We start from the raw sequence: 14,514 nt of genomic DNA, 5'->3' as shown, positions 1-14,514 counted from the left end.
GCCACGTCCGCGTCACCTCGGGCGGTGAGGGTCTGCGCGACCCGTTCCCCGACCCCGAGGACCCCCGTGACGCGCTCGTCCCTCCGCCTCCTCCGCACCGCCGCGCCGGTGGCGCTGCTCGCGCTCGCCGTCGGCGCCGCGCCCGCCGCCGCCGCACCCGCCACCCCGACGTCCACCGAGCTGGCGACGTTCGACGTCGCCGGCGAGGTCGCCGAGATCCTCTCCGTCACCCCGGACGGCCGCACCGTCGTCTACACCGACTCCGCCTCCGGGCAGGTCGGGCTGGTCGACGTCAGCCGGCCCGAGCGGCCGCGGCAGGCCGGCACCGTCGACGTCGGCGGCGAGCCCACCTCGGTCGCCGTCACCCGGGACGGCCGGCGGGCCCTCGTCGTCGTCGACGACACCGACGGGGACTCCGGGGACCCGAGGGGCCGGCTGGTCGTGGTGGACCTGCGCACCCTCGCGGTCGTCGCCGAGCACCAGCTGGGTGGGCAGCCGGACTCGATCGCGCTGAGCCCCGACGGCCGCTACGCCGCGATCGCGATCGAGAACCAGCGCGACGAGGAGCTCGTCGTCGACGGCGTCGAGGGTGGCCTGCCGCAGGCGCCGGCGGGGTGGCTCGCCGTCGTCGAGCTGCAGGGCCCGCCGGCCGGCTGGACCGTCGACCGGGTGGAGCTGGCGGGCCTGGGCGGCCTCCGGTACCCCGACGACCCGGAGCCGGAGTTCGTGGACGTGAACCGCAGGAACGTCGCGGCGGTGACGCTCCAGGAGAACGACGCGGTGGCGCTGGTCGACCTGCGCAGCCGCACGGTGGTCCGCTCGTTCTCCGCGGGGGAGGTCACCCGGACCGACGCGGACCTCCGGGACGACGGGGAGGTCGCCTTCGACGAGGAGCTGACCGCGTTCCGCGAGCCCGACGCCGTGCAGTGGACGCCGGACGGGAACCTGCTCACCGCCGACGAGGGCGACCTCGCCGACGAGCCCAGCGGCGGGCGCGGCTGGACGGTCTTCTCGCCCACCGGTGAGGTGCTGTACGCCTCCGGCGGCTCGGCCGAGCGGGCGCTGGCCGACGCCGGCCTGTACCCCGACGACCGCAGCGACGACGAGGGCGCCGAGTTCGAGGGCGCCGAGGTCGCCGGCATCCGCGGCACCACCTACGCGTTCGTCGGCTCCGAGCGCGGCGACGCCGTCCTGGTGTACGACCTCGCCGACGAGACCGCGCCGCGGCTGCTGCAGGTGCTGCCCACCGGCGACGCCCCGGAGGGCCTGCTCGCGGTGCCGAACCGGCAGCTGTTCCTCACCAGCAACGAGGACGACGGCACGATCTCGGTGTTCGGCCCGACGCGCTGACCCACTCGTCCCAGTCGTCCCCGGCCGCGTGTCGGCCGGGGACGACCGGGCCGGCTCCCCGACCATGGCGCGGTGCAGCGAACGGTCATCGACGGCGTCCCGGTGTTCAGCGCCGGCGGGCGGGAGCGGACGACGGCGGCCCTGGTGTTCGGCGTCGGCCTGCGCGACGAGACGTTCACGACCATCGAGGTCACCCACCTCGTCGAGCACCTGGCCATGGCCGCGCTCCCGCGCACGCACCTGCGCTGCAACGCCGTCACCGACGTCGACAGCACCGCCTTCTTCGCCACCGGCCGCCCGGAGGCCGTCGCCGCCTTCCTCGAGGGCGTCTGCCGCGCCCTGGCCGACCTGCCCACCGAGCGGCTGGCCGCCGAGGCGGGCGTGCTGCAGGCCGAGGGCTGCGGCACCGGCTCCTCCACGGTCAGCGCGCTGTGGGCCGCCCGCTACGGCCTGACCGGGCCGGGCCTGACCGTCTCGGCCGGCCCGGGGCCGGAGTACCTGACCGAGGAGACCGTCCGGGCGCACGCCGCGCGCTGGTTCGTCCGCTCCAACGCCGCGCTGTGGTGCCACGGCCCGCTGCCCGAGGGCCTGCGGCTGCCGCTGCCCGACGGGCCGCGCCCGGAGCGCCGGCTGCCGGTACCGCGCCCGCAGGACGGGCCGGTCTGGACGCGGACCGACGCCCCCGGCGTGGGGCTGCTCCTGGCCACCGACACCCTCGCCGACGCCGCGCTGGCGGTGGGCGTCGACGTGCTCCAGGACCGGCTGCGCGAGCGCGCTCGGCACGAGCGCGGGCTCTCCTACGGCGTCGACTCCCTGACCCTCGACCTCGCGCCCGGCCGGCGCGAGGTGGCGGTCGTCGTCGACGCGCGCACCGGCCGCGACGCCGAGGTCGCCGCGCTGCTGTGGCGGACCTTCGCCGAGCTGAGCGCCGACGGGCCGGACGCCGCGGAGGTCGCGCACGCCGTCGCGGGGCTGGAGGCCGAGCTCGACGACGAGGACGCCGTCGGCACGGAGCTGGCCGACGCCGCCTACTGCGCGGCCACCGGCCTGCCGTTCCGCCCGGCCGCCGACACCCTCGCCGCCTGGCGCGCGGTGACGCCGGCGCAGGTGACCGCGGCGCTGCGCCGGGCCGCGGCGACCGCCGTCCTCGCCGTGCCCGACACCGCCGCCTGGGACGGCCCGGCCGGCGTCGCCCGCCGCCCGCTGTGCGGCACCCTCCCGGAGCTGCCGGCCGGCACGGTGTTCCGCCCGCCGCTGCTGCGCCGGCTGCTCGACCCGGCGGCGCGGGTGGCCCTGGTCGTCTCCGACGACGGCCTCGCGCACACCGACGCCGACGGCGACGTGCACGGCATCCCGTGGTCGCGGGTCGAGGCCGTGGTGCCCACCGACGACGGCCGCGGCGTCTCGGTGGTCGGCCGCGACCTGTGCGGCGTGCGCGTCCACCCCGACCTCTACGGCCGGCGCGCCGTCGCCGCGGTCACCGGCCGGGTGCCGGCCGCCGCGCTGCTGCCGCGGCCGCGGGCCGCGGAGCCGGAGTCCGTGCCCGTCGGCTGACCGGCCTCACCGACCGGCGCGGACCGGACACGGGAGGACGGCGGCGCGCCCGGCGCCGGGCGGCCGCGTCACCGCTCCCGTCGTGGCCCGCCGCCGGCCCTACCGTGGTCCGGTGCGGATCGCGGTCATCGGACCGTTGCAGGTCCGGGACGACGACGGCGATCCGCTGCCCGTACCCGGCGCCAAGGAACGCCTGCTGCTCGCCGTGCTCGCCGCGGGAGCGCCCGCCGTCGTCCCCACCGACCGCATCGTCGAGGAGCTCTGGGACGGGAGCCCGCCCGCCTCCGCCCGCAAGTCCCTCCAGGCCCACCTCGTGCGGCTGCGCACCGCCCTGGAGCCGGGGCGACCGCGGGGCTCCACCGGCCGGTACGTCGTCCGTCGCGGCCCCGGCTACGCGCTGGCCGTCGAGCGGGCCGAGCTCGACGCGCTGGCCCTCGGGGACCTCGTCGCCCGCGGCCGGGCCGCCCTCGCCGCGGGGGACCCGGCCGCGGCGGCGGAGCTCCTGGGCACGGCCCTGGGGCTGTGGCGCGGGGACCCCTACGCCGACTGGCCGGACGCGCCGTTCGCCGAGGCCGGGCGGCGCCGGCTGACAGAGCTCCGCGACGGGGCGCTGACCGCGCGCACCGAGGCCCGGCTGGCGCTGGGGGAGGCGGCCGCGCTCCTCCCGGACCTGGAGCGACTGGTCACCGAGCAGCCCCTGCGCGAGGAGTGGTGGCGGCTGCTGGTGCTCGCCCTGTACCGCGCGGGCCGGCAGGCCGACGCCCTCGGTGCCGCGCGCCGGGCGCGGGCGGTGCTCGCCGAGGAGCTCGGGGCGGACCCGGGTCCGGCGCTCCGTGCCGTGGAGGCCGCCGTCCTCGCCCAGGACCCCGCCCTCGACCAGGTCCCGGTCCCGGTCCCGGTCCCGCCGCCGACGGCGCGCCCGTCCCGGCGTCCGGCGCCTGCCCCTACATGGGCCTGCGGGCGTACCGGACGGAGGACGCGGCGCTGTTCGCCGGGCGCGGGCGCGTGGTCGCCGCGCTGGTCGCCCGGTTGGTGGACGCGCCGCTGCTGGCCGTGTCGGGGCCCAGCGGGGCGGGGAAGTCGTCGGTGGTCCGCGCCGGCCTGCTGCCCGCGCTGGCCGCCGGCGCGCTGTCCGGCAGCGGCGGCTGGCAGCCCGTCGTGCTGCTGCCCGGCCGCCGTCCCGTGGACGCGCTCGCGGACCTGACCGGCGAGGACCCGCCGCCGCGCCCGGTGGTGCTGGTCTGCGACCAGTTCGAGGAGCTGTGGGCCGCCGGGGTCGACCCGGCGGAGCGGAGGGCGTTCCTCGACGCCGTGCTCGCGGTGCTGGACGACGGCGTCGTCGCCCGCTGCGTGGTCGTCGTCCGCGGGGACGCCGTCGGCAGGCTGGCCGAGCACCCCGGGTTCGTCGACCGGCTCGGGGCGGCGCTGGTCCTCGTGCCGCCCATGACCGACCCGGAGCTGCGCGCCGTCGTCCGCGACCCGGCGGCCGCGGTGGGGCTGCGGGTCGAGGACGACCTGGTGGACGCCGTGGTGGCCGACGGGCTGGGCCGGCCCGGGGCGCTGCCGCTGCTGTCGACGGCGCTGGTCGGCACCTGGGAGCGGCGCCGCGGCGACCTGCTGACCCTGGCCGGCTACCTGGCCGCCGGCGGGGTCGCCGGCGCGCTGGCCCGCTCCGCGGAGGCCGCGTACGCGACCCTGGACGAGCCGGGTCGCGAGCTCGCCCGCCGGCTCTTCGTCCGCCTGGCCGACGTCGACGACGCCGGCACGCTCGTCCGGCGGCCGGTGCCGCTGTCGGACCTGGGACCGGACGGGGCGCGCCGCGCCGTCGCGGAGGTGTTCCTGGCCCGGCGCCTGCTGGCGGTCGACGCCGACCGGCTCGAGGTGACCCACGAGGCGCTGCTGACGGCGTGGCCGCGGCTGGCCCGCTGGCTGGAGGACGACGCGGCCGGCCGGGCGGTGCGCCGGCACCTCACCCCGGCGGCCCGGGACTGGGACCGCGCCGGGCGCCCGGACGACGAGCTGTACCGCGGCGCCCGGCTGGCCGCCGCGCTGGACTGGGCGGCCGGCGCCGGGGAGGAGCTCATCCCGGTCGAGCGGGCCTTCCTCGACGCCTCCCGCGCCTCGGCCGACGCGGCGCTCGCGGCCGCCCACCGCCGCGCCGACCGCGAGGCCGCGGCCCGGCGACGGACCCGCTCGCTGGCCGCCGGGCTCGCCGCGGTGCTGGCCGCCGCCCTCGTCGTGGCGGTGGTCGCGGTGCGCGCCGAGCACGACGCCGAGTCCCGGGAGACCGAGGCGCGGCAGGCCGCACTCGTGGCCGACGCGAACCGGCTGGCCACGCTCTCGACCCGGGCCGGGCCACTGGACCTCTCCCTGCTCCTGGCCGCGCAGGCCGTCCGGCTCGCCGAGACCCCCGACACCCAGGACCGCCTCCTCACCGCCCTCGTCGAGCACCGTCGCGTCGAACAGGTGCTCCCCGCCCCCGGCGGGCTCACCGACGCGGTGGTCGTGGACGAGGCGACGCTGCTGCTCCAGGGGTCGGACTGGACGGCGTGGTCGCCCGGGGACCCCGCCCCGCGGGTGGTCCGCGAGGGCGGCGCCTGGTGGGGCACGACCGCCGTGGCCGGGTCCCCGACGGAGGAGGCGGTCGCCGCAGCGGGGTGGGACGTCGAGCGCGGGGAGGCCTGGCTGCGCCTGCTCGACGGCGCCGGCGAGGACCGGCTGCTGGCGGGCGCGGTGCTGGGCGGGTACCCCGCCGCGGTCGGCTTCGCGCCCGACGGCCGGCGCATCCGGGTGGTCGTGACGCGGCCGGACCCGGAGGTGCCGGCCGGCGCCCGCTGGGGGGTGGTCGAGGTCGACCGCGAGGGGGGCCCGGTCACCGACCTGGGGATCGGCGGGGCGCTGGCGCCGGACGGCGAGCCGGCCGGTGACCTCGGCCGCGACGGCGCCACGCTCGTCACCTGGACGGAGGGGGCGGGGACCACCGCCACCCTCGGTGACCTCACCACCGGGCGCCAGGCCGGGCTGCAGGTCCCGTCCCGGCCGGCGGACGGCGTCGGTTTCCGCGCGCTGCGCTCGGGGGCCGCGCAGCTGTGGTCCGACGGCGCGGTCACGCTCTACGGGCCGGACGGCGCGGTGCGCCAGGTGCTCGACGCCCACCGGGGCGGGGTGTCCGACGTCGAGCAGTCCCCGGACGGCTCCTGGGCGGTCACCGTGGGCGGTGACCCGGGGGTCCTGCTGTGGGAGGTCGACCCCCTGACCGGGCAGTGGTCGAACCGGGAGGCGCTGGACGGCCACGCGGAGGTCGTCGAGCAGGCGGAGATCGCCCCGGGCGGGGACCGGCTGTTCACCGCGACGCCGGAGGACACGGTGATCGCCTGGGACGTCCGCCCCGGCGGGGGGTTCGGGGACCCGTACCCCGACGTCCCGGGATGGTGGGTGGCGGGCCGCCCGGAGGTCGTGGAGCCCGGCCGCCTCGCCGTCGTGCCGGTGCGGCGGGGGTCGGTCGACGGCGGCACGGTGCTCGACCCGCCGGCCGACACCCGGGAGGTCGGTGCCGCCTTCGTGGAGCTCCGGACCGGCCGGGTGCTGGAGGTCGTCGCCGTGGGGGAGATGCCGGCGTTCCCCCTCCGCTCCTCGCCCGCGCTGCCCGCCGTGCTGTCCGCCCCGCCCGTCACCGCCGCGGTGAGCCCCGACGGGAGCCGCGTCGCCGTGACGAGCGGGCTGGCCACCACCGTGATCGACACGCGCACGCGGGCGCCCGTGGGCTCGATCGAGCTCCCGACCACCGGCGAGATCGACGCCGACGGCCGGGTGCTGCCCACCGCGGTGGTGTCCTGCGCCGAGTGGACGCCCGACGGCACGGACCTCCTCCTGTGCTCGCGGGCGGGCGGCAGGTTCGACGACGTGCCGGCGCTCGCGGTCGTCGACGCCGTCACCGGCCGGGTGGAGCGCCGCCCGGACCAGGGCGGGGACGCGCGGGTCTCGGCCGTCAGCCCCGACCACCGCCTGCTCGCCCTCGCCAGCGCCTCCCGGCCCGCGGTCAGGATCCTGGACGGCCGGACGCTCGAGCTGCTCGGCGTCGTGCTGCTGCGCACGAGGGACCTGGTCGAGGACCTGGCGTTCACCCCGGACGGCCGGCGCGTCGTGGTGGTCGGCAGCCAGGGCGCGGTGCAGGTCGTCGACGCCGAGCGCCGGGTCCAAGTGGGGGAGCCCGCCCACGTCGGGGTCCCCCTGCTGCAGGCGGACTGGCTGCCCGACGGGCGGACGGTGGCCGTGTCGGGCGTCGACGGGTCGGTCGCCCTGGTGGACGCCGAGCGGGGACTGCTGCGCGGCCCGCCGTTGCCGGTGTCCGGCGGGCCGGCCGAGAGCCCCCTGCACCTGGTGACGGCCGGGGAGGAGCTGATCGCCCTCAGCGGGCAGAGCCCCGGGCGCCGCTACCCGCTCGACCCCGGGGACTGGCTGGTCGCCGTCTGCGGGCGGGTGGACCGGGACCTCACCCCGGCCGAGTGGGACCGGTACCTGCCCGGCCGGGAGTGCCGGGCCACGTGCACCGACCTCCCCTGAGCGGCGGACGGCCCGCGGAGGTGGCCCCTCAGCTCGTCGGGGTGGCGCACGCCGGCTGGGACAGCAGGTACCGCTCGTAGGCGTCCGAGAACAGCGGCCCGCCGTCGGGACCGGTGCCCGGCCAGTCGTCGACCTGGCCGAGGAGGGCGCTGCAGGACGGGGTCCGGTCGTCGGGGGCGGCGGGGTCGGCCTGCGCCGCCGAGGGCGTGAGGACGACGACGGCCGCCGCGAGGACGGGGAGCGCGGAGTGGCGGTGGGACACGGGGGACCTCCCGGGGCCGTGGTGCCGGGCGGGTCCCGGCGACGGGACCAGCGCAGCCCGCGGCGGTTGCCGCCGGACCCGCCGCCGGTTGCGGCCCGGTTGCGGTGCACCCGGGCGCGGGATCCGCGCTGTTCAGGGGGTGCGGGAGCGCCGATCTCCCTATCCTCGGCAGCGTGCAGATCCCGTTCTCCTCCTCGGAGCGCTCCAGCCTGGGTGTCGAGTGGGAGCTGCAGCTGGTCGACCGGGAGAGCCGGGAGCTCACCGCCGGGGCGACGGAGATCCTCGAGGAGATCCGCCCCGACGGCGCCGAGGAGCACCCGAAGGCCAAGCACGAGCTGCTGCAGTCGACCGTCGAGGTCATCACCGGCGTGTGCACCACCGTCGAGGAGGCCACCGCCGACCTCGCGGGCACGGTCGCCGAGGTGGCCGCCGCCGCGGACCGCCGCGGCCTGGGCCTGCTGTGCGCGGGCACGCACCCGTTCACCGACTGGCAGACGCAGCTGATCTCGCCCAAGGAGCGGTACCTGCAGCTGGTCGAGCGGATGCAGTGGCTGGCCCGGCGGCTGCAGATCTTCGGCGTCCACGTGCACGTCGGGGTCCGCTCGCCGGACAAGGCGATGCCGATCGTCAACGCGCTCACCCAGTACGTGCCGCACTTCCTCGCGCTGTCGGCGTCCTCGCCGTTCTGGGTCGGCTGCGACACCGGGCTCGCCTCGGCGCGCAGCAAGGTCTTCGAGGCCATGCCGACGGCGGGGCTGCCCACCCAGCTGCCGGACTGGGCCGGTTTCGAGACCTACATGGAGACGCTGATCTCCACCGGCGCCATCGAGAGCGTGCGCGAGGTGTGGTGGGACATCCGCCCGCACCCGGGCTTCGGCACCGTGGAGTTGCGCATCTGCGACGGCCTGCCCACGCTCGAGGAGGTCGGCGTCGTCGCGGCGATGTCGCAGTGCCTGGTCGAGCAGTTCGACACCCAGCTCGACCGCGGCTACACGCTGCCCACCCCGTCCAGCTGGGTGGTGCGGGAGAACAAGTGGCGGGCGGCCCGGTACGGCCTGGACGCCGACGTGGTGGTGGACGAGAAGGGCACGGTGCGCCCGGTGCGGCAGGCGCTGCTCGACCTCGCCGAGGAGCTCGCCCCCACGGCGAAGCGGCTGGGCTGCGAGGCGGAGCTCGCGGGCGTGGAGCGGGTGCTCGCCGTCGGCGCCTCCTACCAGCGGCAGCGGGCCGTGGCGCTGGCCTCCGGCGGCGACCTGCGCGCCGTCGTCGACGGGCTGCTCGCCGAGCTCCGGGACGGCCTGCCCACCTCCGGGCCGGCCGCCGGCCCCGACGGCCCGGTCCCCGGCCCGGCGGCGTGCGCCGGCGGCCACGCCGCATGACCCGGACCCCCGAGGACCTGGCCGCCGGGCTGGACGCGTGGGTGGCCGACCGCACGGACTCCCTGGTCGGTGTGCGCCGGCACCTGCACATGCACCCCGAGCTGGCCTTCGCCGAGGTGGAGACGACGGCGTTCCTCGAGCAGCGGCTCGCCGGGGTCGGGCTCCACCCGCGCCGGCTGCCCAGCGGCACCGGGCTGGTGGTCGAGGTCGGGTCCGGGGACCCGACGGTGGTGCTGCGCGCCGACATCGACGCGCTGCCGCTGGCCGACCTCAAGGACGTCCCCTACGCGTCCACCCGCGAGGGCATGTGCCACGCCTGCGGCCACGACGTGCACACCACCGTGCTGCTCGGCACTGCGTTGGCGCTGGCCGCGCTGGACGACCTGCCCGGCCGCGTCCGCTGCGTGTTCCAGCCGGCCGAGGAGACGGTGCCCGGCGGCGCGACCCACGTGGTGGCGGCCGGCGTGCTCGACGGCGCGTCCCGGGCGTTCGCCCTGCACTGCGACCCGGCGATCCCGGCGGGCACCGTCGGCCTGCGCACCGGCTCGATCACCGCCGCCTGCGACCGCATCGACGTCACGCTCACCGGCCCCGGCGGGCACACCGCCCGCCCGCAGCTGACCGTGGACCTGGTGGACGCCCTCGGCCGCCTGGTCACCGGGCTGCCCGGGCTGCTGTCGCGCAAGGTCGACCCGCGGGCCGGCTTCTCGCTGGTCTGGGGCGCGGTCAACGCCGGGGTCGCGGCCAACGCCATCCCGCAGCGGGGCACGCTGCGCGGGACCGTGCGGGTGCTCGACCGCGCCGAGTGGCAGCGCGCCGAGGGGCTGCTGCGCGGGCTGGTCGAGCAGGTGGTGGCGCCCACCGGCGCCGGCGTCGAGGTGGAGTACGTGCCCGGCGTGCCGCCGGTGGTCAACGACCCGCGCGCGGTGGCGCTGCTGCGCACCGCGGCCCTGCAGACCGTGGGCAGCGAGAACCTGCGCCAGTCGCCGCAGAGCATGGGCGGGGAGGACTTCGGCTGGTTCGCCGACGTGCTGCCGATCGCGCTGGCCCGGTTGGGAACGCACGGCGGCGGCCCGGCACTGGACCTGCACCGGGGCACCTTCGACGTCGACGAGCGGGCCATCGGGGTCGGGATCCGGCTGATGGTGCGCACCGCCCTGCACGCGCTGGTCGCGGCCGCCGGGACGTCGGGGCACGCCGCGGGTGCGCCCGGCCCGGGCCACCCCGCGCGTCCGCGGTCCGGGGAGCGCCGGTAGAACACTCCTCGACTGGGAGGAGTTCACCGATGAGCGCCACCGACACCGCGACGCCGGGCGAGGACGAGGTCCCCGCCGAGCACGAGGTGCCCGACGAGCTGTCCCTCGCCGGCGACTTCCCGCCGGTCGACCGCGAGCAGTGGCGCGAGCTGGTGGCCGGGGTCCTGCGCAAGGCCGGCCGCGAGGAGCTGCCCGACCCGGTCGAGGACGCGCTGCGCCGCACGGTGGCCACCGGCGTCAGCGTCGCGCCGCTCTACACCGCCGACGACGCCGGCGACCTCCCGACGGCGGTCGGCGTGCCCGGGCTGCCGCCGTTCGTCCGCGGCGCCCGCGCCGGGTCGCACCCGGAGAGCGGCGTGCCCGCCGGCTGGGACGTCCGGCAGCGGCACGCCCACCCCGACGTCGCGGTCACCCGGGAGGCGATCACCGCCGACCTGGAGAACGGCGTCACGTCGCTGTGGTTGCACCTCGGCGAGGGCGCGGTACCCGTGGACTCCCTCGGCGACGTGCTCGCCGACGTCTACCTCGACCTGGCGCCGGTCGCGGTCTCCGGCGGGCTGCCGGCGGCCGAGGCGCTGCTGGCGCTGGCCGGCGACCGCACCGACCTCGCGCCCGGCGGCTCGCTGGGCCTCGACCCGCTCGGCGACCAGGCCGCCTCGGGGGAGGAGCAGGACCTCACCGTCCTCGCCGGCCTCGCCCGGCGGACCCCCGCGGGCTGGCGCACCGTCGTCGTCGACGCGACCGTCTACGCCGACGCCGGCGCCACCGCCGTCGAGGAGCTCGGCTGCTCGCTGGCCGCCGGGGTGGCCTACCTGCGCGCACTCACCGACGGCGGCCTGACCGTGGACGAGGCGTTCGAGCGCATCGAGTTCCGCTACTCGGCCTCGGCCGACCAGTTCACGACGATCGCCGCGCTGCGGGCCGCCCGCCGGCTGTGGGACCGGGTCGGTGACGTGAGCGGGGCGTCCGAGGGCGCCCGGGCGCAGCGGCAGCACGCGGTGACGTCGTCGGTGATGACGACGAAGCGCGACCCGTGGGTGAACATGCTGCGCACCACGGTCGCCTGCTTCGCGGCGGGCGTGGGCGGGGCCGACGTCGTCACCGTGCAGCCCTTCGACGCCGCGCTCGGCCTGCCCGACGCGTTCTCCCGGCGGATCGCGCGCAACACCCAGAGCCTGCTGGTCGAGGAGGGGCACCTGGCCCGCGTGCTCGACCCGGCCGGCGGCTCCTGGTACGTCGAGTCGCTCACCGAGGACCTCGCGCAGGCCGCCTGGGCCTGGTTCACCGAGATCGAGCGGGCCGGCGGGCTGGCCGCGGCGCTGGCCTCGGGGCTGGTGCGCCACCGGCTGGCCGCCGCGTGGGACGCCCGCGCGAAGCGGCTGGCGACGCGCACCGACGCGATCACCGGCGTCAGCGAGTTCCCGGACCTCGCCGAGAGGCTGCCCGAGCGACAGCCCGCGGCCGCCCTGCACCCCACCGGCGGGCTGCCCCGGGTGCGCGCCGCGCAGGAGTACGAGGAGCTGCGCGACCGCGCCGACGCCGCCGGCGAGCGGCCGCAGGTCCACCTCGCCACGATCGGCCCGATCGCGCGGCACACCGCGCGGGCCTCCTTCGCCGGCAACCTGTTCCAGGCCGGCGGCGTGGCCACCCCGGCCGCCGACGGCGCCTCCGGGTTCTCCGACGCCGGGACGACGGTCGCCTGCATCTGCGGCACCGACGCCGACTACGCGGAGTCCGCCGCCGCGCTGGCCGCCGAGCTGCGGGCCGCCGGCGCCGAGCACGTGTGGCTGGCCGGGAAGCCCTCGCTGGGGGTGGACGGCGTCGACGGGTACGTGTACGCCGGGTGTGACGCGCTGGAGGTGCTGAGGACGGTCCACCAGCAACTCGGTCTGACGGCAGGAATGGCCATTTCTGCCGCTCCTGGTGAGGAGGAGCGGGCATGAGCGGGATCCCGGACTTCGGCGGCGTCGAGCTGGGCCGCCCGGCGGCGCACGCCACGGCCGACGACTGGGCCAAGGCGTTCGAGGAGGCGACCGGGCGCGGCGTGGAGGAGGCGAGCTGGGTGACCCCCGAGGGCATCGCCGTCCCGCCGCTGGCCACCCCGGCCGACCTCGCCGGACTGGACTTCCTCCGGACCTACCCGGGCCTGCCGCCCTACCTGCGCGGGCCCTACCCGACGATGTACACGACCCAGCCGTGGACGATCCGCCAGTACGCGGGCTTCTCCACCGCGGCGGAGTCCAACGCGTTCTACCGGCGCAACCTCGCCGCCGGGCAGAAGGGCCTGTCGGTCGCCTTCGACCTCGCCACCCACCGCGGCTACGACTCCGACCACCCGCGGGTGGTCGGCGACGTCGGCATGGCCGGGGTGGCGATCGACTCGATCCTGGACATGCGGCAGCTGTTCGACGGCATCCCGCTGGACCGGATGACGGTCTCGATGACCATGAACGGCGCGGTGCTGCCGGTGCTGGCGCTCTACGTCCTCGCCGCCGAGGAGCAGGGGGTCGCCCCGGAGCAGCTGGCCGGGACCATCCAGAACGACATCCTCAAGGAGTTCATGGTCCGCAACACCTACATCTACCCGCCGAAGCCGTCGATGCAGATCGTCAGCGACATCTTCGCGTTCACCTCGCAGGAGATGCCGCGGTTCAACTCGATCTCCATCTCCGGCTACCACATGCAGGAGGCCGGGGCGACGGCCGACCTGGAGCTGGCCTACACGCTGGCCGACGGGGTGGAGTACGTGACCGCGGGCAAGGACGCCGGGCTCGACGTCGACGCGTTCGCGCCGCGGCTGTCCTTCTTCTGGGCCATCGGCATGAACTTCTTCATGGAGGTCGCCAAGCTCCGCGCCGGGCGGCTGCTGTGGTCCCGGCTCATGCGGGAGGCCGGCGCGCAGCAGGACAAGTCGCTGTCGCTCCGCACCCACTCGCAGACCTCCGGGTGGTCGCTGACCGCGCAGGACGTCTACAACAACGTCGTCCGCACCTGCCTGGAGGCCATGGCCGCCACCCAGGGGCACACCCAGTCGCTGCACACCAACGCCCTCGACGAGGCGCTGGCGCTGCCCAGCGACTTCTCGGCGCGGATCGCCCGCAACACCCAGCTGCTGCTGCAGCAGGAGTCGGGGACGACGCGGGTGATCGACCCATGGGGCGGCTCCGCGTACGTGGAGAAGCTGACCTACGACCTCGCCCGCCGGGCCTGGGCGCACATCCAGGAGGTCGCCGAGCACGGCGGCATGGCGCAGGCCATCGACGACGGCATCCCGAAGCTGCGCATCGAGGAGGCCGCCGCCCGCACCCAGGCGCGCATCGACTCCGGCCGCCAGCCGGTGATCGGCGTCAACAAGTACCGGGTCGACGCCGACGAGGCGATCGAGGTGCTGCGCGTCGACAACGCCGACGTGCTCGCCCAGCAGAAGGCCAAGCTGGCCGAGCTGCGCGCCTCCCGGGACGACTCCGCGGTGGCCGACGCGCTGCGCCGGCTCACCGACGCCGCCCGCGCCGCAGCGGAGGGACGGCGGGGGCGCGACCTCGACTCCAACCTGCTCAAGCTCGCCGTCGACGCGGCGCGGGCCAAGGCGACGGTCGGGGAGATCTCCGACGCGCTCGAGGAGGTCTACGGGCGGCACGCCGGCCAGGTGCGCACCATCTCGGGTGTGTACCGCGACGAGGCCGGCCGCTCGGGGCCGCTGGAGGAGACGCGCCGCATGACCGAGGCGTTCGAGGAGGCCGAGGGGCGCCGTCCCCGGATCCTCGTCGCCAAGATGGGCCAGGACGGCCACGACCGCGGGCAGAAGGTCATCGCCACCGCGTTCGCCGACCTCGGCTTCGACGTCGACGTCGGCCCGCTGTTCCAGACGCCGGAGGAGGTCGCGCGGCAGGCGGTCGAGGCCGACGTGCACGTCGTCGGCGTCTCGTCGCTGGCCGCGGGGCACCTCACGCTGGTGCCGGCGCTGCGCGACGCGCTGGCCGAGCTCGGTGCCGACGACGTCCTGGTCGTGGTCGGCGGGGTGATCCCGCCCGACGACGTGCCGCGGCTGGAGGAGATGGGCGCGGCCGCGGTGTTCCCGCCGGGCACGGTCATCGCCGAGGCGGCGCAGGAGCTGCTGCGGACGCTGTCCCAGCGACTCGGGCACGGCTGA

8 protein-coding genes and 1 pseudogene are annotated in these 14,514 nt (G+C 77.4%); 8 read left to right on the top strand and 1 reads right to left on the bottom strand.

Annotation, left to right across the window (positions count from 1 at the left end):
• The first annotated feature begins 66 nt into the window (after positions 1-66).
• The 4 genes and pseudogenes from ACI798_RS10400 (at position 67) to ACI798_RS10385 (ending at position 7,467) form a co-directional block, all read left to right on the top strand.
• A complete protein-coding gene (locus ACI798_RS10400; protein WP_456940877.1) occupies positions 67-1,350 on the top strand; it encodes a hypothetical protein in 1,284 nt (427 codons plus the stop codon).
• A gap of 72 nt (positions 1,351-1,422) precedes the next feature.
• Entirely contained in the window at positions 1,423-2,904 is a 1,482-nt protein-coding gene (locus ACI798_RS10395) for a hypothetical protein (RefSeq protein WP_456940878.1), read from the top strand.
• Between the two features lie 82 nt (positions 2,905-2,986).
• Positions 2,987-3,748, top strand: a pseudogene (locus tag ACI798_RS10390) (AfsR/SARP family transcriptional regulator); the annotation flags it as partial.
• A 104-nt stretch (positions 3,749-3,852) separates the two neighbouring features.
• Positions 3,853-7,467 carry an nSTAND1 domain-containing NTPase gene (locus ACI798_RS10385; RefSeq protein ID WP_457047882.1) on the top strand — a complete coding sequence of 1,205 codons (3,615 nt, stop codon included), beginning with the start codon at positions 3,853-3,855 and terminating at the stop codon, positions 7,465-7,467.
• Between the two features lie 28 nt (positions 7,468-7,495).
• Here ACI798_RS10385 and ACI798_RS10380 read toward each other — a convergent pair whose 3' ends face one another.
• A complete protein-coding gene (locus tag ACI798_RS10380; RefSeq protein ID WP_457047881.1) occupies positions 7,496-7,729 on the bottom strand; it encodes a hypothetical protein in 234 nt (77 codons plus the stop codon).
• A 173-nt stretch (positions 7,730-7,902) separates the two neighbouring features.
• Here ACI798_RS10380 and ACI798_RS10375 point away from each other — a divergent pair, with 173 nt between their 5' ends.
• From ACI798_RS10375 to scpA, 4 genes are read left to right on the top strand one after another with little or no spacing between them, the layout of a single operon-like run.
• Positions 7,903-9,108, top strand: a complete 1,206-nt coding sequence (locus ACI798_RS10375) for a glutamate--cysteine ligase (protein WP_456940881.1) — start codon at positions 7,903-7,905, stop codon at positions 9,106-9,108.
• On the top strand, positions 9,105-10,364 hold the full coding sequence (locus ACI798_RS10370; protein WP_456940882.1) for an amidohydrolase: 1,260 nt from the start codon (positions 9,105-9,107) through the stop codon (positions 10,362-10,364). The genes ACI798_RS10375 and ACI798_RS10370 overlap by 4 nt, the downstream gene beginning before the upstream one ends.
• A 29-nt stretch (positions 10,365-10,393) precedes the next feature.
• Positions 10,394-12,307 (top strand): methylmalonyl-CoA mutase subunit beta, encoded by a 1,914-nt coding sequence (locus ACI798_RS10365; RefSeq protein ID WP_457047880.1) that lies wholly within the window; start codon positions 10,394-10,396, stop codon positions 12,305-12,307.
• Positions 12,304-14,514 (top strand): methylmalonyl-CoA mutase, encoded by a 2,211-nt coding sequence (scpA, locus tag ACI798_RS10360; RefSeq protein WP_456940884.1) that lies wholly within the window; start codon positions 12,304-12,306, stop codon positions 14,512-14,514. The genes ACI798_RS10365 and scpA overlap by 4 nt, the downstream gene beginning before the upstream one ends.

Source organism: Geodermatophilus sp. SYSU D01045 (assembly GCF_054050295.1).
This window is presented reverse-complemented; position numbering and strand designations above follow the sequence as displayed.

What these genes read in the sequence shown, in the direction of transcription:
- ACI798_RS10385 (WP_457047882.1), top strand. Translation starts at nt 3,853, where the DNA reads ATGGGCCTGCGGGCGTACCGGACGGAGGACGCGGCGCTGTTCGCCGGG.
- ACI798_RS10370 (WP_456940882.1), top strand. Translation starts at nt 9,105, where the DNA reads ATGACCCGGACCCCCGAGGACCTGGCCGCCGGGCTGGACGCGTGGGTG.
- ACI798_RS10365 (WP_457047880.1), top strand. Translation starts at nt 10,394, where the DNA reads ATGAGCGCCACCGACACCGCGACGCCGGGCGAGGACGAGGTCCCCGCC.
- scpA (WP_456940884.1), top strand. Translation starts at nt 12,304, where the DNA reads ATGAGCGGGATCCCGGACTTCGGCGGCGTCGAGCTGGGCCGCCCGGCG.